This window comes from Pseudomonas sp. PSPC2-3, from assembly GCF_049898265.1.
GTDB lineage: Bacteria > Pseudomonadota > Gammaproteobacteria > Pseudomonadales > Pseudomonadaceae > Aquipseudomonas > Aquipseudomonas veronii.
The window spans coordinates 281,035-303,007 of the sequence record NZ_JAFCXJ010000012.1 but is presented as its reverse complement, the minus strand read 5'-3'; the positions used below and the strand labels follow the sequence as shown (position 1 = coordinate 303,007).

The window sequence follows — 21,973 nt, the reverse complement described above, 5'->3', positions numbered from 1 at the left end:
ATGAACATCGGCCAGGCGGCGCGTTCAAGCGGTTTGAGCGCCAAGATGATTCGCTACTACGAATCCATCGGCCTGCTCAAAGCCGCCCATCGCACCGAGAGCGGCTATCGCGTGTACGGTGCCGACGACTTGCACACCCTGGCGTTCATCAAACGCTCGCGGGACCTGGGGTTTTCATTGGAAGAAGTCGGCAAGCTGCTGACGTTGTGGCAGGACCGGCAACGGGCCAGCGCCGATGTGAAGGCCTTGGCGCGCCAGCATATCGAGGAGCTGAACCAAAAGATTCTGGAGCTGGGGCAGTTGCGCGATACGTTGCAGGACCTGGTGGAACACTGCCACGGCGATCATCGGCCGGACTGTCCGATTCTCAAGGAATTGGCGTCGGGTGGTTGCTGCGCCTGAAAGGGGTAAGGGGTGTACACAAAACCAATGTGGGAGGGGGCTTGCCCCCGATAGCGGTGGATCAGTCAATATACGTATCGACTGACACGGCGCTATCGGGGGCAAGCCCCCTCCCACATTTTTAGATCTTCAATTGCCTGAAGATCACTTCCACGCGTCGGGAGGTTGCTGCGCCTGAAGGGGGTAAGGGGTGTACACAAAACCAATGTGGGAGGGGGCTTGCCCCCTCCCACATTTAGATCTCCAATTACCTGAAGATCACTTCTACACTTTTTAGATCTCCAATTGTTTGAAGATCACTTCCACACTGTTTAAATCGACAACAGCTTGGGGGTCACTGCATCCAAGGCGGTGGCGGTGGTTCGTCAGGCGTTTTGCTCGGTGGCGCATCATCCGCCGCGCGAGCCGCCTGGCGCCGCTCTTCGTCCAGTCGCGCCGCTTCGATCTCGCGGATCACGCCGCCCACGTCGGCCAGTTCTTCCGGTTCGTCGAACTCGCCGGTCAAGATGCTGGCCGGGTGCAAGGTGCCGGCTTCGTACAGCGCCCACATTTCCTTGGCGTACTTGGTCTTCTTCAGCTCCGGGGCAAAGCGCCCGAAGTAGGAAGCCATGTTGCCCACATCCCGCTCCAGCATGTTGAACGCGTGGTTGTTGCCCGCCGCATCCACCGCCTGGGGCAGGTCGATGATCACCGGGCCGGTCGGCGTGAGCAGTACGTTGAACTCGGACAGGTCACCATGCACCAGGCCGGTACACAGCATCAGCACGATCTGGGAGATCAGGAACGCGTGGTACTCGCGCGCCTGGTCCGGCTCCAGCACCACGTCGTTCAGGCGCGGCGCCGCATCGCCGTACTCGTCGGCCACCAGCTCCATCAACAGCACGCCTTCAAGGAAGTCATACGGTTTGGGCACGCGAACGCCCGCGCCGGCCAGGCGGAACAACGCCGCGACTTCGGCGTTCTGCCAAGCATCTTCGGTTTCTTTCTTACCGAATTTGGAACCCTTGGCCATGGCCCGGGCCTGCCGGCTGTTACGGACCTTTCGGCCTTCCTGGTATTCGGACGCTTGACGAAAACTTCGTTTGTTCGCCTCCTTGTAAACCTTGGCGCAACGCAATTCGTTGCCGCAGCGCACCACATAAACAGCTGCTTCTTTACCACTCATGAGTGGGCGCAGCACTTCGTCGACCAGACCGTCTTCGATCAGGGGTTCAATGCGTTTAGGAGTCTTCATCAGCTTTTATTGTGGGTCCTTTATTACCAAACACGCGTATGGCACTCGTTATACGGCAATCGGCTCGCCTCGGGGAGGGGCTACCGAGCTTTGACCACCGAAGAATGCATCCAATATGCCAGTTTTCCACGCAATTCAGCGTTCAATGATCGCTGTCACGCCCTGCCCTCCGGCGGCACAGATTGAAATCAGCCCGCGCCCCTTGCCCGCGACGTCCAACAGCTTGGCCAGGTTGGCGACGATACGCCCGCCCGTCGCGGCAAACGGATGGCCGGCGGCCAGGGAACTGCCCTTGACGTTGAGGCGGCTGCGGTCGATCGAACCCAGCGGCGCGTCCAGCCCCAGGTGCGTCTTGCAGTAGTCCGCATCTTCCCAGGCCTTGAGCGTGCACAACACTTGGGCAGCGAATGCTTCGTGGATCTCGTAGTAATCGAAGTCCTGCAGTGTCAGGCCATTCCTCGCCAGCAAACGCGGCACGGCGTACACCGGCGCCATCAACAGGCCTTCGGCGCCGTTGACGAAATCCACCGCCGCCGCTTCGCCATCGCGCAGGTAAGCCAGGATCGGCAAGCCGCGCTCCCTGGCCCAGGCTTCGCTGCCGAGCAACACCAGGGAGGCGCCGTCCGTCAGCGGCGTGGAGTTGCCAGCGGTGAGCGTGCCTTTGGCGCTGCGCTCGAAGGCGGGCTTGAGGCCGGCGAGTTTTTCCAGGGTCAGGTCGGGGCGCAGGTTGTGGTCGCGGGTCAGGCCCAGAAACGGGGTGAGCAAATCGTTGTGCCAGCCTTCGGCGTAGGCCGCAGCCATTTTCTGGTGGCTCTCCAGGGCGAGCTGGTCTTGCTCGGCGCGCGGAATCTGCCAGGTCTGCGCCATCAGCTCACAGTGCTGGCCCATGGATAAACCGGTGCGGGGTTCGCCATTGCGCGGCAGCTCCGGCTTGAGGTGATGGGGACGGAGTTGTAACAAAAGTTTTAGTTTGTCCGCCAAGGATTGGCTGCGGTTGGCCTGCAGCAGAATCTTGCGCAGCCCTTCGTTCACCCCGATCGGTGCGTCGGACGTGGTGTCCACCCCACCGGCAATCCCGCATTCGATCTGGCCCAGGGCAATCTTGTTGGCCACCAGCAACGCCGCCTCCAGCCCGGTGCCGCAGGCCTGCTGAATGTCATAGGCCGGGGTTTGCGGCGACAGGCGCGAACCCAGCACGCATTCGCGGGTCAGGTTGAAGTCGCGCGAGTGCTTGAGCACCGCGCCGGCGACCACCTCGCCCAGGCGCAGGCCGTGCAGGTTGTAGCGCTCGATCAGGCCTTCGAGGGTCGCCGTCAGCATCGCCTGGTTGCTCGCCGTGGCATACGGGCCATTGGAGCGGGCGAAAGGAATGCGATTACCGCCAATGATCGCTACACGGCGCAATTGAGTCATGGAAAGCTCCCTGTCGGTTGTGGGGTAAGTCGTTCAGACTAGCCTAGGCTCAATCGAACGACTGCCGCCGCGAGGTGGTCAACCCTTTGAACCCCAGCCTTTGGAGAGCGTTCCATGTCTGACCGTTATATCGACTTCGCCAACTCAAGCCTCGGCCATCGCCTGGTCGCCGCCATTGGCCTGCCGTCACCGGTACGCCTGGAGCGCTGGCAAGCCGGGCGTCTGCGCCCGGTCGACGGCGCGCTGCTGCTCGGCGGCGGGGCGCTGGCGGCCAAGGTGCTGGCGTTTGCGCACAAACTCACCGAGGCCATTTATAGCTACGGCGCCGGGCCGCTGGAAGCCCCGGCCTGGATTCCCGGGCATGGCCCCAAGCTCAAGGCGCTGGTGTTCGACGCCAGCGACTTGCAACACACCGACCAGCTCAAGCAATTGCGCGAGTTCTTTCAGCCCCTGCTGAAAAACCTCGATCACAGCGCGCACCTGGTGATCCTCGGCCGCGCGCCGGAAAGTCTCAGCGACCCGTTCGCCGCCAGCGCCCAGCGCGCCCTCGAAGGGTTCAGCCGCTCCCTGGCCAAAGAACTGCGCAACGGCGGCGTATTGCAATTGCTGTCGGTCGGCCAAGGTGCCGAGGACCAGCTGGAAGGGGCGTTGCGGTTTTTCCTGTCGCCCAAAAGTGCCTACATCTCGGGCCAGGTGATTCGCCTGGAAGCCTGCGCCACCCCCGTCGAAGACTGGACCCGCCCGCTTGCCGCGCGCAAGGCGCTGGTCACCGGCGCGGCGCGCGGCATTGGCGCCGCCATCGCCGAAACCCTCGCCCGCGATGGCGCCGAGGTGATTCTGCTGGACGTGCCCCAGGCCAAGGCTGACCTCGAAGCCCTGGCGGCGCGCCTGGGAGGGCGCAGCATCGTGCTGGACATCTGTGCCGAAGACGCCGCCCGCCAGTTGATCGAACAACTGCCGGACGGCCTCGACATCCTCGTCCATAACGCCGGCATCACCCGCGACAAAACCCTCGCCAACATGACCCCGGAATACTGGGACGCCGTGCTGGCGGTCAACCTCAATGCGCCGCAAGTGCTGACCAAGGCCCTGCTCGACAGCAGCACCCTGCACGACAACGCACGCGTGGTGCTGCTGGCCTCCATCAGCGGGATTGCCGGCAACCGCGGGCAAACCAACTATGCCGCGAGCAAGGCCGGGCTGATCGGCTTGGCCCAGGCCTGGGCGCCGCTGTTGAAAGCGCGAGGGATCAGCATCAACGCCGTGGCTCCCGGTTTTATCGAAACCCAGATGACCGCGCATATCCCCTTCGCCCTGCGTGAGGCCGGGCGCCGCATGAGTTCCCTGGGCCAGGGCGGCTTGCCGCAGGACGTCGCCGAAGCGGTCGCCTGGCTCGGTCAGCCCGGTTCCGGCGCGGTCAGCGGCCAGGTGCTGCGGGTGTGTGGGCAAAGTGTACTGGGAGCGTAAGCATGGACTGGACCACCCTGGACCACCCGCCGCAGCTTGCGCCGTTGTACTGGCGCGCGGCGCTCAAGCGCAGGATCACCGGCAGCCATTTGCCCGAGCAGGGGTTTCGCTGCCGCGTGAGCGTCAACCCCGAGCAGGTGGCAGCGTATCGCCACGTGTGTGGCTTTGCCGACAGCCCGATGCTGCCGGCGACGTATCCGCAGGTGCTGGCGTTCGGCCTGCAGTTAAAACTGCTGACGGCGCCATCGTTTCCGTTCCCGTTGTTGGGGCTGGTCCACCTGCGCAATCGCATCCGTGTGTATCGGCCCTTGGGGGCGGTGAGTGAGCTGACCATCGCCGTCCACGCACACCATCTCAAACCCCACGCCAAAGGCGCAACGTTTGAGCTGGTGACCACCGCCGAAGATGCCCTCGGCCTGCTGTGGGAAGCGCAGAGCCGCATGCTCTGCCGTGGCGTGAAGCTCGACGGCGCAGCGGCGGACGACGCCTTGCCCACGCCCACCCAGGTCAGCGAACTGACCCGCTGGAAAGCCCCGGCCGATATCGGCCGTCGTTACGCCCGGGTGTCCGGCGACTACAACCCGATCCACTTGAGCGCCCTGACCGCCAGACTATTCGGTTTCCCCCAAGCCATCGCCCACGGCCTGTGGAACAAGGCGCGCACCCTCGCCGCCCTCGGCGAGCACCTGCCTGCGGCGAATATCGAAATAGAGGTCGAATTCAAGAAACCGGTGCGCCTGCCCAGCGAGGTCACCCTGCACGCCAGCGTCGCCGGTTCCAGTGGCCAGTTGTGGTTGAAAGGCGCGGGGGAGATTGAACACATGGTCGGCCGGTGGCAGCCGATTGGCTAAAACCGGCCGCTCATCTCTCTCGGGGCAACAGCGTGTCAGCGCGGCGGGTAGCTGGAAAGGATTCGCGCGATCGTCTTGCGGATGGCGTTGCTGCGATCCTGCGGCTCGGGCGAGTTGGCCATGATCTGCTCGTCGCTGCCGCGCCAGACGAGTTTGCCGTCCTTGCCGTCGAGCAGGTCGATCTGGATGGTCGCCACCTTGTAGGTGATGTTGCGCGTTTCGTTGTACATCGGCGCGCCCCAGTAGCCATTCCACGGCCCGCCCCAGGCGCCGCCGTAGTTGGTGCTGACTTGTTGCTGGCGGTCTTCGACGATCAGGTAGGCCTGCGCATTCAGGTCCGCCCGAGTGCCCGCCGCCGCAGGGCGCAGGCCGCGTTGGTCGAGTTGTTCACCGACGGCCTGGCGGATACGTTGTTCGGTGAGGTCGCTCTTGATCCGCGGATCATCGGGACGGTATTGCAGCGCCGGGTCTTTCCAGGCCCAACTGCGGTAGGCGCCGAAGTCCCGGCTGGCATCGAAATCGTGGTTGACCTGGCTGGTCTGGCAACCGCCCAGCAGCACGACCAAAGCGAGCGTTGCGATACGTCCAAACATGATGGTTCTCCAACGAGCGACCCGGGCATTAAATGAGAATAGCTGTTAACTGGGAGGATACGCCGTCATTGCCTTTTGCACAGCCTTGCGCAACGCATCCGCTCGCTCACTGAGGCTGCCCTGACTGCCGGTTTCGGCGCTGGCGCTCCACACCGGCTGACCGCTGCGTGCATCGAACAGATTGACCCGCACCACCACGACCTGAACTTCATAGGTACGCACGATCGGCGCCGAGTTGTACATGCCGTAGCCATTGCCATAACGATTGTAGCCACCGTACCCATAGCCGTAGTCATCCTGGACCTGCTTGAGGCGCTTCTCCAGATGCACGTCGGCGCTCACCAGCAGGTCGGGCGCGCGGTTGTCGTGCAGGGGGCGCAAGCCTCGCTGGTCGAGGGCGCCGCTGACCGCTTCGGCAATCTGCGCCGAGTCCGCCCAGGCCGTGCCCGCTGGCAACTGGCCGTTGCGCCAGGCCCAAATGCGGTAGGCGCCGTAGTCACGCACCGGCGCGGGGTAGGCGCTGGCATCAAAGGTCCTGGCCGCCTGGGCCGGAGCCGGCGGCATCGGCGCCGAGGTGGCCACGTAGGGATTGGGGCTGGAGCAGGCGCCCAGCCCAAGGAACAACAGGATTAACCCGAAACGACGCATTTCGACCTCCACTGACTGGGCCGCTTAAACCGGACGGCAGATCCAGTGCAAATAACGCCCAAGTCCGGCAAAGCTTGGGTGACGACGATGGGCGAGCTCCATCTCCAGCACATCCTGCAACGCCACGCGGGCCTGGAATTCCACCGGCATATAATCGTGGAACACCCGCACGCCGCTCTGGCTTTCGACCTGCCAAAGCCCCTCGAGTTGCGCCGCCAGCTCTCGCGGGTCGAGCGGCTGCTGCGGGGTCAGGCTCTGTTTTTCGCCGGCCATGTCGTTCTTGCGCATTTTGCGGAAGTGGCCTTTGAGCAGGTTGCGGTAAATCAGCGCATCGCGATTGTAGAACGCCAGGGACAGCCAGCCGCCAGGCACCGTCAACTGGTGCAGCACGGGCAGGATAGCGTGGGGTTCGGCCAGCCATTCGAGGACGGCGTGGCACAGCACCACATCGTAGGGTTCGGTGAGTTGGCCGAGCAGGTCTTGCCAGGGCGCATGGATGAAGGTCGCGCTCTGCCCGGCCTCGGCGAAGCGTTGGCGCGCACCGCTCAGCATCGGCTCGGCGGGTTCGGCCAGGGTCACCTGATGCCCGCGCTCGGCCAGCCACAGCGACATGTGCCCCAGGCCCGCGCCGATATCCAGCACACGCAACGGCCGTTGCGGCAGGGCTTCGGTGAGGTCGGCCTGCAACACCGCCAGGCGAATCGCGCCCTTGGCGCCGCCGTAGATCTTCTCGGCAAAACGCGTGGCCAGTTGGTCGAAGTGACGATCACTCATGGATAAACCGCCGTTCGCTGTCGGCCAGCTTGGCGCGCACCACCTCGTTCATGTCCAGGCCCAACTCGCTGCACAGCAACAGCAGGTACAGCACGATATCGCCGACTTCCTGGCCGGCATGGGCGAGTGTGTCGGCGGGTAACTGGCGCGACTGGTCTTCGGTGAGCCATTGGAAGATTTCCACCAACTCGGCCATTTCCACGCTGGCGGCCATGGCCAGGTTTTTCGGGCTGTGGAATTGTTTCCAATCGTTGGTATCGCGGATGCGATGCAGGCGTTCGGTGAGGTGTTCGAGGTTCATGAGGGGCTCCTGAAGGGGTATAGCTTCGGGGGGATCAGGGATGAAGGCAAGTGAATCCGGGGGATGGACTTTAGGGCGCTATCGCAGGCAAGCCTGCTCCCACATTTGAATGGATTCACACATCGGAATGTGGGGGTTGGTTTGGCAGTGATGGCGATTCAGTCGACGACGCTGAATTCGATTCGGGCGGTTTGGCCGGCCTCGTCGAGAACGCTGAGCTGGTAGCGGCCCAATTGCTCGAAACTGGCGTTGATGCTGTCTTGGTTGGCGCTGTCGCCCAACGGCGCACCGTTGAGGAACCACCAGCGCCGGCCGCTGCCGCCCAGCGCCGAGATCTTCAGGCGCAGCGCCTGTTGGCTGGCGGCGGGCAGGCGCAGTTGATCGCCTTCGCGCACGCCGACGATCGACAAGGGCGAGGACGCCGCCAGGGCCGGCGGCGGACAATCGGGGTCCGCGGCCGGCAAGCGTGCGTCGCGGCGTTCGGCCCGCGGTAGCCAGGGTTCCAACGGCGCGGGCCACAGGGCAATGTTCTTCAACTGCGCGCCCGGGCAATGGGCGTCCACCCTCAAACCCTTGGGGTTGACCCAGACGCTTTCCATCAAGCCCACACCCAGCGGTTGATCCAGTGCCAGCAAGGTCGGTGGCGTGGTGTTGTCCAGCGTCCAGGCGAAGCGCTGGCGCCGGCAATTCGGATCGCTGCGACTCATGGGCTGGCCCAGCGGCCAGCAGATCGCCGCCACGCCGACATTCGCCGGCACCGGTTTGACCGGCGCGCTGATGCCACGCTGGCTGTCGCGGTTGGTCAACACATCGTGTACCTGCAACATCAAGGGCGCGGCCGAGGCCAAGCCGAACTGCCCCGGCACTGGCGTGCCGTCGGGGCGGCCGATCCACACGCCGATCAAATAGCGCGGCCCCACGCCGATCGCCCAAGCATCGCGGAACCCGTAGCTGGTGCCGGTTTTCCAGGCCAGCACCGGGCGCTGCACCAGTTCAGCACGCGGGTCGCGGTCGGGCCGCGCCTGGCCGCTGAGGATACGCCGCACAATCCAGGCGGACCCTGGCGACAGTAAAGGCCTTTCTTTAAGCGTATCGTCCGGCTGTAATCGAATCGTGGCGCTCCTGCCGTCGCGAGCGAAAGCGCTGTAGCCGCTCACCAGATCTTCCAGGCGACTGCCCGCGCCGCCCAGGATCAGCGCCAGGTTCGGCTCGGCCAACGCCGGCAGCGCCAGCGGCACCCCGCCGATACGCATCTGCGCGGCGAAGCGCTTCGGCCCGTAGGCTTCCAGCAACTGCACCGCCGGCAGGTTGAGCGAACTGGACAACGCCGTGCTCGCCGGCACCGCGCCGGTAAAGCCCATGGAGAAGTTGCCCGGCCGGTAATCGCCATAGCGCCTGGGCACATCCTGCAACAGCGATTCGGAGTGAATCAGCCCGTCGTCCAGGGCCATGCCATACAGGAAGGGCTTGAGGGTCGAGCCCGGCGAACGCAGGGCGCTGATCATGTCCACATGGCCGAAGCGCTTGGCATCATTGATGTCCACCGAGCCGAGGTAGGCGCGCACGGCCATGCTGTCTTCCTCCACCACCAGGATCGCCGCCGAGGTGTATTCCGGCAAACGCGCGCGCCAGCCCAGCAGCAGGTCTTCGAGACGGCGTTGCAGGGTGGCATCCAGGGTGGTGCGGATCAGCGGCGGGCTGTCGGGGCGGTTCAGGCGACGGGCGAGCAAGGGCGCCAGGCTGGGCTCCAGGCGCGGCGCGAGCAGCAACGGTTCTTCCAGCGCTTCGGCCACTGCCGATGACGGCCATACCTGGAACTCGCCGAGGCGACGCAGCACCTTGTCCCGCGCTTCCTGGGCGCGCTGGGGGTGGCGGTCGGGGCGCAGGCGGCTCGGCGCCTGGGGCAACACCGCGAGCAAGGCGGCTTCGGCGTGGGTCAGTTGCGCCGGCGACTTGCCCAGATACGCCCAACTGGCCGCCGCCACGCCTTGCAAGGTGCCGCCAAACGGCGCGCGGTTCAGGTACAGGTTGAGAATCTCGGCCTTGGACAAGTGCCATTCCAACTGCGCGGTGCGCCACAGCTGGCGCAGCTTGCCGTGGAACGTGCGCGAATGGGGATCGAGCAAACGGGCGACCTGCATCGACAAGGTGCTACCGCCCGACACCACCCGCGCACCGGTCAGGTTCTGCCACGTCGCCCGCGCCAGCGCGAACGGGTTTACGCCGGGGTGCTGGTAGAACCAACGGTCCTCGTAGGTGAGCAACGCATCGAGGTAATACGGCGACACCTCAGCGGTTTGCACCGGGTAACGCCACACGCCATTGGCATCGGCAAACCGCCACAACGGCGTGCCATCCTCGGCCAGCACCACCCGCGCCAGGTCGTCCTTGGGCAGCGGCAGGGGCCAGATGCGGTCGGCCAACCACAGCAGGGCAATCATCAGGAGCAGGCTCGCGAGGGTCCAGCGAGCAACTAAACGCAAACTCAAACGGGCAAACCTCTATGCTTGTAGGGAACTAGCCTGTCGCAATAACAACCAAAGGCACAGACACGCCCACCTTCTCATCAGGACACACACATGCAGGTAGAAAGCTTCTTCGAATGGTTGGGCCAGGCGCTCGGTTCCGTCATCCGTTTTATCGTCGACGGCCTCAGCGGCATCTTCGGTGCCTTGACCCACGCCGGTGGCAACTTTATCGATGGCCTGTCGCGCACCTTGGGCATGGACACTTCCATCATCAGCATCATTACCCTGATCCTCGGCCTGATGCTGTTGTACTCGGCGGTACGCGCCTTCATGCGCGCATCGATCATCATGGGCATCATCTGGCTGATGCTCGGCCTGTGGCTACTCAGCTGGGTAGTCCACTAACCCCAAAAAAACACCACAAATCCCTGTAGGAGGGGGCTTGCCCCCGATAGCTGTATTTCAGTCAATGCATCAGGTGACTGACCCACCGCCATCGAGGGCAAGCCCCCTCCCACATTTAGCCCTCATTCCACATTTAGCCCCATTCCCAGATTTAGCCTCCACTGCACATTTAGCCCCCATTCCACATCGAGCTTTCAACGCCCCTTGATCACCAGATCCACCGGCGTCTCCCCCACCGCCTGCCAGTTCGGCCGATACATCGACTCCACCTGCGGCGGCGGCACCCGATACGTCCCCGGCGTCACCGCCCGCGCCAGATACAACAAGTGCGTGGTGCCATAGCCATCCAGGTTCATCGCCGCCACGTAGCGGTCATCACGAAACTCCTGATGCTTGAGCGAGGCGTTCTGCATCGACTCGCGCCATTCCTTCACCTGGCTGCTGGCGTTTTCCAGGCTTGCGGCGCTTTGCGCGAGGTTCTGGTTTTCCAGCTCCAGGCCTGCCGGCAGCAGGTCCACCACCAGGGCATCCGGTACACGCTGCTTGGCGCTGACCGCCAGATGCACCAGCACCAGGTCGCCGCTGTTGAGGCTACGCAGGTTCAGCGGCTGGCCGTTCATGCCCAGGTATTCGCGGCGGATGCTCAGGTTGTCGCCGCCGGCGGCCGGTGGCACTTGTGGATACCCCGAGATCGTCAACTGCTGGTACACCGGCGTCTCGCCCTGATTGCGCAGGCTCAGGTCGCTGGACAGCAGCGCGCCCGTCAACGCCAGCGTCGACTGTTGATTATTCAATTCGCGCACGCCGCCGCTGCCGGTGAGCGACACCTGCCAATTCGACTCGGGCTGGGCGAACCCGAGGCGCCCGGCCAGGAACAGCGAGTTGCGTTCCTGGGTCGACAGGTACGGGCTGGCTGCCAACTGATCCGACAAGGTGAACAAGCGCTCTTCACGCTTGCCCTTGGCCAGGTCGTTTTCTTCGAGCAACGCCAGGATCATCGCCTGGTCGCGCAGCGGGCTGCCGTAGTCGGCCAGCCATTCCTTGGCATTGCGCTGCGCCGCCAGCCCTGCGAGCAAGGCTTGATCGGCACGCGGCTGGTCGCCCATTTTCTGCAAGGCGATGGCCAGTTGCACCAGTGGCAACCCGGAGCGCGCATCGCTGCGCCGCTCGAACAGACTGCGCAACGCGCCCAACGGCGCCTGCTGACTGCGCGCCAGTACCAGGCCGGCGTAGGCCTGCACAGCGAAGCGGGTGTGCTCGGCGTTGTCGCTGTAATCAACTTCGATCAGGTTGCGCTCCTGCACATACCGCAGCAGACGCTCACTGGCTTTCTTCAAGGCTTGCGGCGGCACGGCGAAGCCCTGGTCGCGGGCGCGCAGCAGGAAGTCGGTGACATAGGCAGTCAGCCAGTATTCCTCTTCGCCATCGGCGCCCCACAAGCCAAAGCTGCCGTTGTAGCGCTGCATGCCCAGCAGGCGTTCGATGCCCAGCTCGATCTTGCGTTTGCGCTCGGCGTCCGGCTCACCCTTGATGCCCAGGCGCTTGAGCAAGGCATCGTCGGCATACAGCGACGGGTACAGGCCGCTGGCGGTCTGCTCCAGGCAACCGTAGGGGTAAGCCTTGAGCGCACTGATTTGCGCGCCGAGGTTCAACGGCGGCCGGCTCGACAGGCTCAACAACGCCTCGCGCCCAGCGCTGTCGAATTGATCGAGCGCCCCCGCCGGCAAGCTCCACGGCTGCTCCTTGAGCACCGCACGATAGTGCTTGAGCAAGGCCGGATAGGCCGGGCGCACGCCCAAGGTCCATTCGCGGCTGAACGGCGGCAGGTTTTCACCGGGCAGGTCCAGGCCATTCACCGTGACCTTGAGCTTGCCCTGCCCCAGACCGCCCCAGGCTTTCACCGGGATGCGCAGCGTGGTGCGCTGGCCCTGTTTCAGTTCAAGCGATTGCGCGGCGCTGTCGACCAGTTCCAGTTGCCCTTCGGCACTCAGTTGTACGTCGAGCTTTTGCGCCTTGCCCGACAGGTTGGACAGGTCCAGCGCCAAGCTGGTCTGGTCGCCGCCCGCGAGGAAGCGCGGCGCCGACAGTTCGGCAATCAGCGGTGCGGCGATCACGGTTTTGGCTTCAGCCATGCCGTAGCGGTCATCGCTCCAGGCCTGGGCCATCAGGCGCAATTCGCCGTTGAAGTCGGGGATATTGACGCTGACTTCGCCCTCGCCCTGCGCGTTCAACGTCACCGGTGCGCTTTGCAGGGCGACGATAGTCACGCTGGTGTCCGGGCGTTTGCCGCCCTTGGCCAATGCGGCGTCACCGCCGAAGGCCAGGCTCGCCAGGCGGCCCTGGCCGGCTTCGATCAGTTGACCATAGATGTCGAACTGGTCCACGCCATACGACTTGCGGCCGAACAGGCTGGAGTACGGATCGGGCGTCGGGTATTCGGTGATATTGAGGATGCCCACGTCCACCGCCGCCACCAGCACATGCACCTGCTTGGGCACGCTGCCGTCGGCATTTTTCGCGGTAACTTTCACCGTCAGCGCTTGTTTGGGGCGCATTTTTTCCGGCGCGGTGAGGGTCAGCCCCAGTTTGCGCTGGGTGCGATCCAGCGGCAGGTGCAGCAGGCCCACCGCCCGTTTGGGGGTGATGTTGGCTTTGCGCTCGCCGGGGCGGATCACCAGGGCACTGACGTAGAGGTCATGGCGCGCCCATTTCGGGTCGAGTTTCACGGCGAAGCTTTTGCCCTCGGCCGGCACGTCGATGGCCTGCCACCACAGCGGCCCCTCGGCGGACTCGACCAGCAGGTAGCCTTTACCGGCCGCCGGCGGTGTCACCGTGACATTGGCGGTATCGCCGTCGCCATAGGCGGGTTTGTCCAGCGCCAGCTTGACCTGATCGGGGCGCACGGCGCCGCCTTCGGTGTTGTCCTGGGCCTGGTAGCCGGCCCAGAAGCGCAGGCTGCTGACCAGCCCGGTCTGCGGGTCTTCGACCTCGACGCGGTACGGGCCCCACTCCACCTGGAAGCTGACTTTGGCGGTGTCGCCGGCCTTGATGTCCAGGCTCTGTTCGTCGAGGTTGAGGAATTTCTCGTTGTAGTGGTAGCTCCAGCCGTCGCTGTCCGAGTAATTCCAGTAGTAGTCACGGCGCTCGCGCACCAGGCGGACCTTGAGGTTTTTCGCGGCGAGTTTCTGCCCGTCCTGGTTGGCCAGCAGCACTTCGAATTCCGCCGGGCCGTCGCCGTTGGTTTCCTTGCCGTCAAACAGCCCGCGCAGGCCCGGCAACTGCTCGGCCGGCCAGATCGGCTGCACCAGGCGCCGGGTGATCGGCCGCCCGCCCGACTCATGCAGGCTGGCTTGCACGATCAGTTGCAGCGGCGACTTGGCGTCGGCCCATTTGCTTTCCAGGGTCAGGGCTTCCTGGCCCTTGGCGTCGAGCACGCTTTCATCCAGTTCGAAATCCTGGCTCAGCTCTTCTTCGGTGACGGAGCCGAACTGGTAACCCGGCAGCGATTTCACCGCGTCGCGCAGCGGACGCACATACACCTGCCCGCTGACCCGGTTGCCCGACGCCGGCGCGCCGTAGAGGTAGCGGCCGTTGACCTGAATGACCGGGTTATCCGCCGGGCTCAATGCCGTGTCGCTGCCCTTGAGTTCCAGCGCCAGGCGCTCGGGCAGGAAGTCTTCGACGAGGAACTCGTACAACTGCGGCTTGCCATCGCCCAGGTCGAACACCAGCTGCCAACGCCCGGTCGGCGCTTCGCCGGCCAATTGCAGTTGATATTGATAGAGGCCGGAGGCGTCGGCGTCCCAGACGAATTTGCGGCTGACCTGCTCATCCGGGCGGCGCACTTCGACGCTCACTGGCTGCGGCTTGACCGCGTTGCCGTCCTTGTCGCGCAGCAAGGCGTTAAGCAGCACGGTTTCGCCAGGGCGATACAGATCGCGTGGGCCGAACACAAAGAACTGCAGCGGGTGCGACGGTTGGCCGCCGATATCGAACTCCGCCAGATCGAGCGCGGCGCTGTCCAGGCGCAACAGGCTGGTTTGTTCGCCCTGCTTGGCCAGCAGCACCTGGGCCTTTTTCGGCAACGGCAATTCGGCGTGACCGCCCTGCTCGGTCTTGCCTTGGCCCACCACCCGGCCCTCGGCGTCGAGCACTTCGAGGTCGACGCCATCCAGCGCCTTGCCACCGTCCAGCGCCTGGGTAAACACATCCAGGCGATTGGCGTAGCGGTGAACCGACAGGCCGATATCACTCAAGGTGAACAGCGTGGCCGGTTGCGAATAGTTGTAGGTGCCCGACGCCCGCATCACCGCCAGGTATACGCCCGGCTGCTGCAATTGCTTGAGGCCGGCGATCGGCAGCAACAGGGTTTCGCGGGTATTGCGCGCCGGGTTCAGGTCGAAGCGGCCGCCGTAGACCAGATCGGCCAGCGGCAGCAGTTCGCGCGATTCATAGCTTTGCAGGCTGGTATTGCGCCCCCACTGGGCGAGGAACGATGGCAGGGATTCGGGCTTGATCCGGAAGAATTCGACATCAATCTTGTCGACATTCAGCGCAATCACCGGCAACCCCTCGGCCAGGCGCGTGGGCAACAGCGTGCCACGGCTGGCGAAACCGACGGTGGCTTGCAGGTCACGGGTTTCCAGGCGGGCGACGTACTCGGCGGGCAACAGGTTGTCATTCACCGCGCGCACGCCCGGGTCGACCGTCAGCACCAACTTGCGCTGCGGCTCCAGGTGGCGCAGGCGCAACTCCATCAGGTTATCCGACAGCTCCCAGGCGCCGTCGACCTTGCCCGACTTGCTGTCCACCAGATGCAGCTTGTCGGCGAACTTCTGCTCCGGATCCAACGGCACGGAAAAGCTCACCGACAAGGTGCTGGCGCCGTCCAACTGCACCTCGGACACGTCCACCACACTCAACTCACGCCCGGCGTAGCGCTGCTTCAGCGCCGCCACATCCGCCGCCGCCTTGGCCGGCTTCGGCGCCACGCTGCTCGCGGCTGCCGGCGCGCTCGGCGCAGTCGGTTTATCGGAAGAATCGCAGGCGCTCAGCAGGGCCAGCGCGCAAGCCAGGAACAGTCCTTTGTTAAGCATGGGGCACTCGTCGTCAGAGGGAACCGAGGGATGAACTATATATCAGCGCCAGCCAAGCCGATGTGGCGCTGGTCACATTGACCGACGGAGGGCAGTTTGGTTCTTCGCGTCACGCGATCCAAGCCAAATCCCACAAACACAAAAGATCAAAATCACAAAAAATCAAAATGTGGAATGAGGGACTAAATGTGGAATGAGGGCCAAATGTGGAATGAGAGCCAAATGTGGAATGAGGCCAAATGTGGAATGAGAGCTAAATGTGGAATGAGGCCAAATGTGGGAGGGGGCTTGCCCCCGATGGCGGTGAGTCAGTCAGCTTATTTGTAGCTGATCCACTGCAATCGGGGGCAAGCCCCCTCCCACATTTGGCCCTCCTCACATTTGGCCCTCCCCACATTTGGCCCTCCTCACATTTGCCCCCCTCCCACATTTAACCCCCCATTCCACATTGGTTCTGCGGCGTGCTGGGGGGACAGTTACAATGCCGCTCCCCCAAGGAGCCTGCATGTCCACCTTACTGACCGACTGGCGCCACCGCCCCACCCACCGCCGCGTCTGGGCCCTGGCCGCGCCGATGATCCTGTCGAACATCTCGGTACCGCTGGTTGCCTTGGTCGACAGCATGGTCATCGGCCACCTGCCCCACGCCCACCAACTGGGCGCCGTGGCGGTCGGGGCCAGCCTGTATACCTTCCTGGCCTGGGCCATGGGTTTTCTGCGCATGGGCTCCACCGGTTTCGCCGCCCAGGCCGCCGGGCGCAACGATGGCGCGGCGCTGCGGCAAATCCTGTTGCAAGGTTTGCTGTTGGCGCTGGGCCTGGCGATGTTGCTCGGTACAGTGGGCATCCCGCTGAGCCACCTGGCCCTGGAATGGATGCAGCCCTCCCCCGAACTCAATCAACTGACCCGCGAGTTCTTCCACACCCGCCTGTTCGGCCTGCCCGCCGCTCTTGCCAGCTATGCCTTGGTCGGCTGGTTCCTCGGCACGCAAAACGCCCGCGCACCGCTGGCGATCCTGCTGACCACCAACCTGGTCAACATCGTCCTCAACCTGTGGTTCGTCCTCGGCCTGGATTGGGGCGTCGTCGGCTCCGCACGCGCCTCGGTGATCGCCGAATGGACCGGCGCCCTGCTCGGCCTGGCCCTCACGCAAAAAGCCCTGCGCGCCTACCCCGGGCATATCGCCTGGGCCGCCTTGCAACGCTGGCACAGCTGGCGCCCGCTGCTGGCGGTGAACCGCGACATCTTTATCCGCAGCCTGGCGTTGCAGTCGGTGTTTTTCATGATCACGGTGCAAGGCGCACGCCTGGGCGACGCCACCGTGGCCGCCAACGCGCTGTTGCTCAACGGCCTGCTGCTGACCGCCCACGCCCTGGACGGCCTGGCCCATGCGGTCGAAGCCCTGTGCGGCCATGCCATTGGCGCGCACGACCGTCAGGCGTTGCGCCGCTCATTAGTGGTCGCCTGCGGTTGGTCGCTGATCGCCAGCGTCGGTTTCGCCCTGCTCTTCACCTTCGCCGGCCACCTGTTCATCGCCATGCAGACCGACATTCCCAGCGTGCGCGAAACCGCCGACATCTACCTGCCATACCTGGCGGTGCTGCCGTTGATTGCGGTGTGGAGTTATCTGCTGGACGGGCTGTTCATCGGCGCCACGCGCGCGCGGGAAATGCGCAATGGCATGCTGCTGACGGTGCTGATCCTGCTGCCATTCGCCTGGCTGTTGCAGGGCTACGGCAACCACGGCCTGTGGATCAGCTTCCTGCTGTTCATGGCCCTGCGCAGTCTTACGCTTTGGACGATTGCCTGGCGTTTGAACCGACAGAATCAGTGGCTGGGATAAGCGCCCCTCACTGTCACCGTCACTGTCACTGTCATTGTCATTGTCATTGTCATTGTCATTGTCATTGTCATTGTAGGAGCGAGCTTGCTCGCGAAAAACGTTCAGACAACACGGGCATCCAGACAGCCCATGTCATCGTTGACGATCTTCGCGAGCAAGCTCGCTCCTACAAGGATGGGTGCTTAGGAGGACAGGTAAGACGAACGCGTCAGACCCAAGCGCAACGCATCCAGAAACTGCGTGCGCTCGCTGGCACTGATCTTCGCGCTCGCGCACTTGTCACGGTAATGCGTCATCAACTCCTCCGGCGACAAGTGCACATAACGCAGCATGTCTTCGATGGTGTCGTGGGTCTCGATCCCGGCGCTGTACACCGAACCGTCTTCACGCTGATAGATGTTCACCGAGTCGGTGTCACCGAACAGGTTGTGCATGTCACCGAGGATTTCCTGGTAGGCGCCGACCAGGAAGATACCCAGCAGGTAGTCTTCGCCCTCTTTCAGCGCGTGTACCGGCAGGCTGGTCTCGATGCTCTGCTCGTCGACGTATTGCTTGATCTTGCCGTCGGAGTCGCAGGTCAAGTCCTGCAATACCGCGCGGCGCATCGGCTCTTCGTCGAGGCGGTGCAGCGGCAGGATCGGCAATACCTGGCCGATGGCCCAGGTGTCCGGCAGGCTCTGGAACACCGAGAAGTTGCAGATGTATTTATCCGCCAGCTTGTCGTTGAGTTCGTCGAGCACCTGGCGGTGCGAACGCTGGCGCGCTTTCAGCGAGTTATGCAGGCGGCGGCACACGGCGAAGTAGCACTGTTCGGCCAGGGCTTTTTCCGCCAGGGTCAGTTTGCCGTCGGCGTACTGGGTGGCCACGTCGCTCATGTAGTGAGTGGCGCGCCAGTAGGTTTCGGTGACCATCTCGATGTCGGTCGGGCCGAGCAGGTCCACCAACCATTGCACGGTTTCCGGCAGGTTCTCCTTGTTCTCGATCTGCGGCATTTCGTCGTTGTGTTTCTCGACGTCGGTGACTTGCACCACCAGCATGGCGTGGTGGGCGGTCAGAGAACGGCCGCTCTCGGAGAAGATGTTCGGGTGCGGCAGGCTCTGCGCGTCGCAGAATTCCTTGAGCATGCCCACGACGACACCGGCGTAGTCGTCCATGTCGTAGTTGATCGAGCTGGCGTTGCGCGAGTGAGTACCGTCGTAGTCCACGCCCAAGCCGCCGCCGACGTCGATGTGGTCCACCGGCAGGCCGAGGTTGCGCAGTTCGCCGTAGTAACGAATGGCTTCCTTGAACCCGTGCTGGTAGTCGGCCAGGTTGGCGATCTGCGAGCCCATGTGGAAGTGCAGCAGGCGGATGCCCTGGTCCAGGCTGGCGGCGCGGAAGCGCTCGACCACCGACAGCAGTTGCGCCGCCGACAGCCCGAACTTGGATTTCTCACCGCCGGTGTCGGCCCACTTGCTCGACGCCAGGGACGACAGACGCACACGCAGGCCGACCTGTGGCTTGACCTTGAGGTTGGCAGCTTCTTCGATCACCAGCTCAACTTCGGACTCTTTCTCGATCACGATGAACACGTTGTGACCCAGCTTCTGGCCCATCAGCGCCAGGCGGATGAATTCGCGGTCCTTGTAACCGTTGCAGACGATGGTCCCGCCTTTCGGCGCCAGGGCCAGCACGGCCAGCAGTTCCGGCTTGGAGCCGGCTTCCAGGCCAATGGACACGTCCTGGGTGGCGATGATGTTTTCGATCACCGCCTCCTGCTGGTTCACCTTGATCGGGTACAGCGCGGTGTATTTGCTCTGGTATTCCAGACGCTCGATGTTCGAATCGAACGCACCGGTCAACTGGCGCACGCGGTCTTGCAGGATGTCGGGAAAACGCACCAGCAGCGGCAAGGACAAGCCGCTTTTGCGCAGCTCGTCGACTTGCTCGTACAGGTCGACAGGCGTGCTTTTCGGGCCGTTCGGACGGACTTCAACGCGACCGGCATCATTGATCGCGAAATACCCGGCCCCCCAATGACGAATCCCGTAAACACTGCGGCTGTCCGCAACTGTCCATTGGCTGCCATCGTCTTTGCGTGTGCGTCGTACGGACATTGAAGTCCCCTATAAATGAAGTCGAAGGCGCCGCCCCTCGTTGGAGGCTGGCGCAGTCTAAAGAATGAAAATGACGATTTGCCTGTGAGTAAGGTCAGACCCCACTCTCAGGACAGAGTTTAGACACTGGTTGGAAAGAGGCTGTCAGCCGCCGGACTTCTTGGCCTTGTACCCGAGCTTGATCAGCTCGGCCAACAGCAACTCGACGTGATCGCCCTGGATCTCGATGACCCCGTCTTTCAACGCGCCACCGGTGCCACAGCGCTTTTTCAGCGTGGTGGCGAGTTCCTTCAGCGCGTCTTCGGCCAGCGGTACGCCGGTGATGGTGGTCACCGTCTTGCCGCCACGGCCTTTGCTCTCGCGTCGCACGCGGGCAATGCCGTCGCCTTCGGGGATCAGGGTTTGTTTGCAGGTACAGGCGTCCACGGGCTGACGACAGTCCGGGCAGTGTCGACCTGCGTCGGTGGAAAATACCAGGCCACCGAGGGCGGCGAAGGATGCGGCTTTTTTGGCCACCGGCAATCCTCTTGTGAGGACAAAGACTGATCGGCAAACGCTCAGGCGGTTGCCGACCGCGAAGCCCCACTCAGGCAGGGGCAGCGCTACCGAACCCCCCATGTCATTGCCCCCGATTCCTGTAGGAGCGAGCTCGCTCGCGAAGATCGCCAACGATGACGCGGGCATTCAGGATACCCACAGCGCGCTTGAGGTTTTCGCGAGCGAGCTCGCTCCTACAGGAATCAGGGGGTGGAACAAGGGTGGTTCGGGTGAAAAGTCGCGCAGTGTAACCACAAAAAGCTCACTTGCTAAGAGCCAAATCGCGCCAATTTATACAACTTTAGCGACGTGAGGCCAGATAGCGCCGCAAGCCCTCTTGCGCGTCCGGGCAGTAGGGCTTTTGTTGCGCTTCCTGCAGGACAATTTCAAGGGGTAAAAAGCGCGCTTCCATGACTTCTTCAGGCTGCAGGCACAGCGCACCGTCCCACACGGCGGAGTAGGATCTGCACCAAAGTCGGCTGTCGCCGTCCTCGAAGTAGAAATGGTCATGCTCGACCAACTCCACCCCGCCCACGCCGAGCTCTTCTTCAAGCTCGCGGGCGGCCGACTCGGCATAACTCTCGCCGTCCGCCACCATCCCGCCTGCCGCCGTGTCCCAGAAACCGGGGTACAGGGCTTTGCTCAGGGTGCGTCGGTGTACGCACAGTTCACCTGCCGAGTTGAACAGGAAGATAAAGGTGCAACGGCCGATCAGGCCGCGCTGGCGCAGGTCGGAGCGCACCAGGGCGCCGAGCGGGTTGTCGTGCTCGTCGACCCAGCAGATCAGTTCCGCATCGGAGGCTGCGCGGTGCGCGGCCTCCTTTTGAGTCACGTCCATCATCACCCTTGGTTAAGCAACTGACGCAAGTCGATCACCGCCGCGTTGGCCCGGGAAATGTAGTTGGCCATCACCAGCGAGTGGTTGGCCAATATGCCAAAGCCGCTGCCGTTGAGGATCATCGGGCTCCAGACCGGCTCTTGCGAAGCCTCCAGTTCACGAATGATCTGGCGCACGCTGACCGTCGCATTCTTCTTGGCCAGCACGTCGGCAAAGTCGACTTCGATGGCGCGCAACAGGTGGGACAAGGCCCAGGCCTGGCCGCGGGCTTCGTAGAACACGTTGTCGATCTGCATCCATGGGGTTTCCACCACTTCTTCATCGAGCTGCGGCACTTCACCCGGCGCCAGCGCTTCGGTTTTCAGTGAGGTGTTCAGCTTGACCCGGCCGACACTGGCCGACAGACGTTGCGACAACGAACCCAGGCGCGTGGCGACATCGCCCAGCCAGTTGTTGAGGTTGTCGGCGCGCGCATAGAACAAGGCGCCGCGCTGGTTCGGGTCGGACAGGCGCACTTCATAGCGATTCAGGGAGTTGATGCCTTCCTGGTACTCCGACTCGCTGGAAGGCAGCACCCAGCTCTTGTTGTCGAAGTTGAAACGCGGCTCAGCCTTCGCCAGGTCGGCGTCTTCCGCCGACTGCGACTGGGAACGGGCGAAATCCTTACGCAAGGCGCGGGTCAGGTCGCGCACCTGCACCAGTACGCCGTATTCCCAGCTCGGCATGTTGTCCATCCACAGGCCCGGCGGGAAACGGTCGTTGGAAATATAGCCCCCAGGTTTGTTGAGCAAGGTGCCGGCCACGGTCTTGAGGGTTTCCACGGTGGTGTAACCCACCACCATCTGCTTGCCTTCCTTTTCAGCGGCAAGCTGGGCGTTCTGCTGGACCGGGAACAGCGCCGGCTCTTCGCTCCAGTACCAACCCAAAGCACCGGTGACCAACAGATACAAGCCGAGTACGCTGAGCACCGCTCGGCTCATCAGCACGCTACGCAAATAGCTGCGGTT

17 protein-coding genes are annotated in these 21,973 nt (G+C 63.5%); 5 read left to right on the top strand and 12 right to left on the bottom strand.

Going from position 1 to position 21,973, the window contains the following annotated elements; translation table 11 throughout:
* On the top strand, nt 1-402 hold the full coding sequence (gene cueR, locus ACP7E3_RS27145; protein WP_026140370.1) for a Cu(I)-responsive transcriptional regulator: 402 nt from the start codon (nt 1-3) through the stop codon (nt 400-402).
* A 334-nt stretch (nt 403-736) separates the two neighbouring features.
* On the opposite strand, the gene ACP7E3_RS27140 is transcribed toward cueR, so the two are convergent.
* Both ACP7E3_RS27140 and ACP7E3_RS27135 read right to left on the bottom strand, forming a co-directional pair.
* Nucleotides 737-1,636: a PA4780 family RIO1-like protein kinase gene (locus tag ACP7E3_RS27140; RefSeq protein ID WP_017849647.1), complete on the bottom strand. Its 900-nt coding sequence runs from the start codon at nt 1,634-1,636 to the stop codon at nt 737-739.
* Between the two features lie 135 nt (nt 1,637-1,771).
* Nucleotides 1,772-3,049, bottom strand: a complete 1,278-nt coding sequence (locus ACP7E3_RS27135) for an acetyl-CoA C-acetyltransferase (RefSeq protein ID WP_017849648.1) — start codon at nt 3,047-3,049, stop codon at nt 1,772-1,774.
* A 114-nt stretch (nt 3,050-3,163) separates the two neighbouring features.
* Here ACP7E3_RS27135 and ACP7E3_RS27130 point away from each other — a divergent pair, with 114 nt between their 5' ends.
* Complete coding sequence (locus ACP7E3_RS27130) at nt 3,164-4,516, top strand: 3-oxoacyl-ACP reductase (RefSeq protein ID WP_177029662.1); 1,353 nt, start codon at nt 3,164-3,166, stop codon at nt 4,514-4,516.
* Nucleotides 4,517-4,518: 2 nt separating this feature from the next.
* On the top strand, nt 4,519-5,367 hold the full coding sequence (locus ACP7E3_RS27125) for a MaoC family dehydratase (RefSeq protein ID WP_201021769.1): 849 nt from the start codon (nt 4,519-4,521) through the stop codon (nt 5,365-5,367).
* Between the two features lie 35 nt (nt 5,368-5,402).
* Here the strand turns inward: ACP7E3_RS27125 and ACP7E3_RS27120 are convergent, their stop codons facing one another.
* The 5 genes from ACP7E3_RS27120 to pbpC all read right to left on the bottom strand — a co-directional run bounded on the left by ACP7E3_RS27120 (nt 5,403) and on the right by pbpC (nt 10,172).
* The gene (locus tag ACP7E3_RS27120) at nt 5,403-5,960 is read right to left on the bottom strand and encodes a DUF4136 domain-containing protein (RefSeq protein WP_046384840.1); all 558 of its coding nucleotides are present in this window, start codon (nt 5,958-5,960) and stop codon (nt 5,403-5,405) included.
* A 45-nt stretch (nt 5,961-6,005) separates the two neighbouring features.
* Nucleotides 6,006-6,608 carry a DUF4136 domain-containing protein gene (locus tag ACP7E3_RS27115; protein ID WP_046384841.1) on the bottom strand — a complete coding sequence of 201 codons (603 nt, stop codon included), beginning with the start codon at nt 6,606-6,608 and terminating at the stop codon, nt 6,006-6,008.
* A 24-nt stretch (nt 6,609-6,632) separates the two neighbouring features.
* Entirely contained in the window at nt 6,633-7,382 is a 750-nt protein-coding gene (locus ACP7E3_RS27110; RefSeq protein WP_017849653.1) for a methyltransferase, read from the bottom strand.
* Nucleotides 7,375-7,683, bottom strand: a complete 309-nt coding sequence (locus tag ACP7E3_RS27105; protein WP_017849654.1) for a MazG-like family protein — start codon at nt 7,681-7,683, stop codon at nt 7,375-7,377. The genes ACP7E3_RS27110 and ACP7E3_RS27105 overlap by 8 nt, the downstream gene beginning before the upstream one ends.
* A gap of 158 nt (nt 7,684-7,841) precedes the next feature.
* The gene (gene pbpC, locus ACP7E3_RS27100) at nt 7,842-10,172 is read right to left on the bottom strand and encodes a peptidoglycan glycosyltransferase PbpC (protein ID WP_082107803.1); all 2,331 of its coding nucleotides are present in this window, start codon (nt 10,170-10,172) and stop codon (nt 7,842-7,844) included.
* A 90-nt stretch (nt 10,173-10,262) separates the two neighbouring features.
* On the opposite strand from pbpC, the gene ACP7E3_RS27095 reads away from it, so the two are divergent.
* Nucleotides 10,263-10,556 (top strand): hypothetical protein, encoded by a 294-nt coding sequence (locus ACP7E3_RS27095; protein ID WP_017849656.1) that lies wholly within the window; start codon nt 10,263-10,265, stop codon nt 10,554-10,556.
* Nucleotides 10,557-10,750: 194 nt separating this feature from the next.
* On the opposite strand, the gene ACP7E3_RS27090 is transcribed toward ACP7E3_RS27095, so the two are convergent.
* Nucleotides 10,751-15,652 carry an alpha-2-macroglobulin family protein gene (locus tag ACP7E3_RS27090; RefSeq protein WP_426124942.1) on the bottom strand — a complete coding sequence of 1,634 codons (4,902 nt, stop codon included), beginning with the start codon at nt 15,650-15,652 and terminating at the stop codon, nt 10,751-10,753.
* 505 nt (nt 15,653-16,157) lie between these two features.
* Between ACP7E3_RS27090 and ACP7E3_RS27085 the strand changes: the two genes are divergently transcribed.
* Nucleotides 16,158-17,495 (top strand): MATE family efflux transporter, encoded by a 1,338-nt coding sequence (locus tag ACP7E3_RS27085; RefSeq protein WP_261753754.1) that lies wholly within the window; start codon nt 16,158-16,160, stop codon nt 17,493-17,495.
* Between the two features lie 182 nt (nt 17,496-17,677).
* Here ACP7E3_RS27085 and speA read toward each other — a convergent pair whose 3' ends face one another.
* The 4 genes from speA to ACP7E3_RS27065 form a co-directional block, all read right to left on the bottom strand.
* Nucleotides 17,678-19,591 carry an arginine decarboxylase gene (speA, locus tag ACP7E3_RS27080; protein ID WP_057005974.1) on the bottom strand — a complete coding sequence of 638 codons (1,914 nt, stop codon included), beginning with the start codon at nt 19,589-19,591 and terminating at the stop codon, nt 17,678-17,680.
* A 144-nt stretch (nt 19,592-19,735) separates the two neighbouring features.
* Nucleotides 19,736-20,107: a translation initiation factor Sui1 gene (locus ACP7E3_RS27075; RefSeq protein WP_017849660.1), complete on the bottom strand. Its 372-nt coding sequence runs from the start codon at nt 20,105-20,107 to the stop codon at nt 19,736-19,738.
* Between the two features lie 322 nt (nt 20,108-20,429).
* A complete protein-coding gene (locus ACP7E3_RS27070) occupies nt 20,430-20,966 on the bottom strand; it encodes an NUDIX hydrolase (protein ID WP_046384846.1) in 537 nt (178 codons plus the stop codon).
* A 2-nt stretch (nt 20,967-20,968) separates the two neighbouring features.
* On the bottom strand, nt 20,969-21,946 hold the full coding sequence (locus ACP7E3_RS27065; RefSeq protein WP_390898400.1) for a DUF2333 family protein: 978 nt from the start codon (nt 21,944-21,946) through the stop codon (nt 20,969-20,971).
* Nucleotides 21,947-21,973: the final 27 nt, after the last annotated feature.

What these genes read in the sequence shown, in the direction of transcription:
- ACP7E3_RS27130 (WP_177029662.1), top strand. Translation starts at nt 3,164, where the DNA reads ATGTCTGACCGTTATATCGACTTCGCCAACTCAAGCCTCGGCCATCGC.
- ACP7E3_RS27135 (WP_017849648.1), bottom strand. Translation starts at nt 3,049, where the DNA reads ATGACTCAATTGCGCCGTGTAGCGATCATTGGCGGTAATCGCATTCCT.
- ACP7E3_RS27090 (WP_426124942.1), bottom strand. Translation starts at nt 15,652, where the DNA reads ATGCTTAACAAAGGACTGTTCCTGGCTTGCGCGCTGGCCCTGCTGAGC.
- ACP7E3_RS27105 (WP_017849654.1), bottom strand. Translation starts at nt 7,683, where the DNA reads ATGAACCTCGAACACCTCACCGAACGCCTGCATCGCATCCGCGATACC.
- ACP7E3_RS27140 (WP_017849647.1), bottom strand. Translation starts at nt 1,636, where the DNA reads ATGAAGACTCCTAAACGCATTGAACCCCTGATCGAAGACGGTCTGGTC.
- ACP7E3_RS27120 (WP_046384840.1), bottom strand. Translation starts at nt 5,960, where the DNA reads ATGTTTGGACGTATCGCAACGCTCGCTTTGGTCGTGCTGCTGGGCGGT.
- ACP7E3_RS27095 (WP_017849656.1), top strand. Translation starts at nt 10,263, where the DNA reads ATGCAGGTAGAAAGCTTCTTCGAATGGTTGGGCCAGGCGCTCGGTTCC.
- ACP7E3_RS27085 (WP_261753754.1), top strand. Translation starts at nt 16,158, where the DNA reads ATGTCCACCTTACTGACCGACTGGCGCCACCGCCCCACCCACCGCCGC.
- ACP7E3_RS27070 (WP_046384846.1), bottom strand. Translation starts at nt 20,966, where the DNA reads ATGGACGTGACTCAAAAGGAGGCCGCGCACCGCGCAGCCTCCGATGCG.
- speA (WP_057005974.1), bottom strand. Translation starts at nt 19,591, where the DNA reads ATGTCCGTACGACGCACACGCAAAGACGATGGCAGCCAATGGACAGTT.
- ACP7E3_RS27115 (WP_046384841.1), bottom strand. Translation starts at nt 6,608, where the DNA reads ATGCGTCGTTTCGGGTTAATCCTGTTGTTCCTTGGGCTGGGCGCCTGC.
- ACP7E3_RS27110 (WP_017849653.1), bottom strand. Translation starts at nt 7,382, where the DNA reads ATGAGTGATCGTCACTTCGACCAACTGGCCACGCGTTTTGCCGAGAAG.
- ACP7E3_RS27065 (WP_390898400.1), bottom strand. Translation starts at nt 21,946, where the DNA reads ATGAGCCGAGCGGTGCTCAGCGTACTCGGCTTGTATCTGTTGGTCACC.
- ACP7E3_RS27125 (WP_201021769.1), top strand. Translation starts at nt 4,519, where the DNA reads ATGGACTGGACCACCCTGGACCACCCGCCGCAGCTTGCGCCGTTGTAC.
- cueR (WP_026140370.1), top strand. Translation starts at nt 1, where the DNA reads ATGAACATCGGCCAGGCGGCGCGTTCAAGCGGTTTGAGCGCCAAGATG.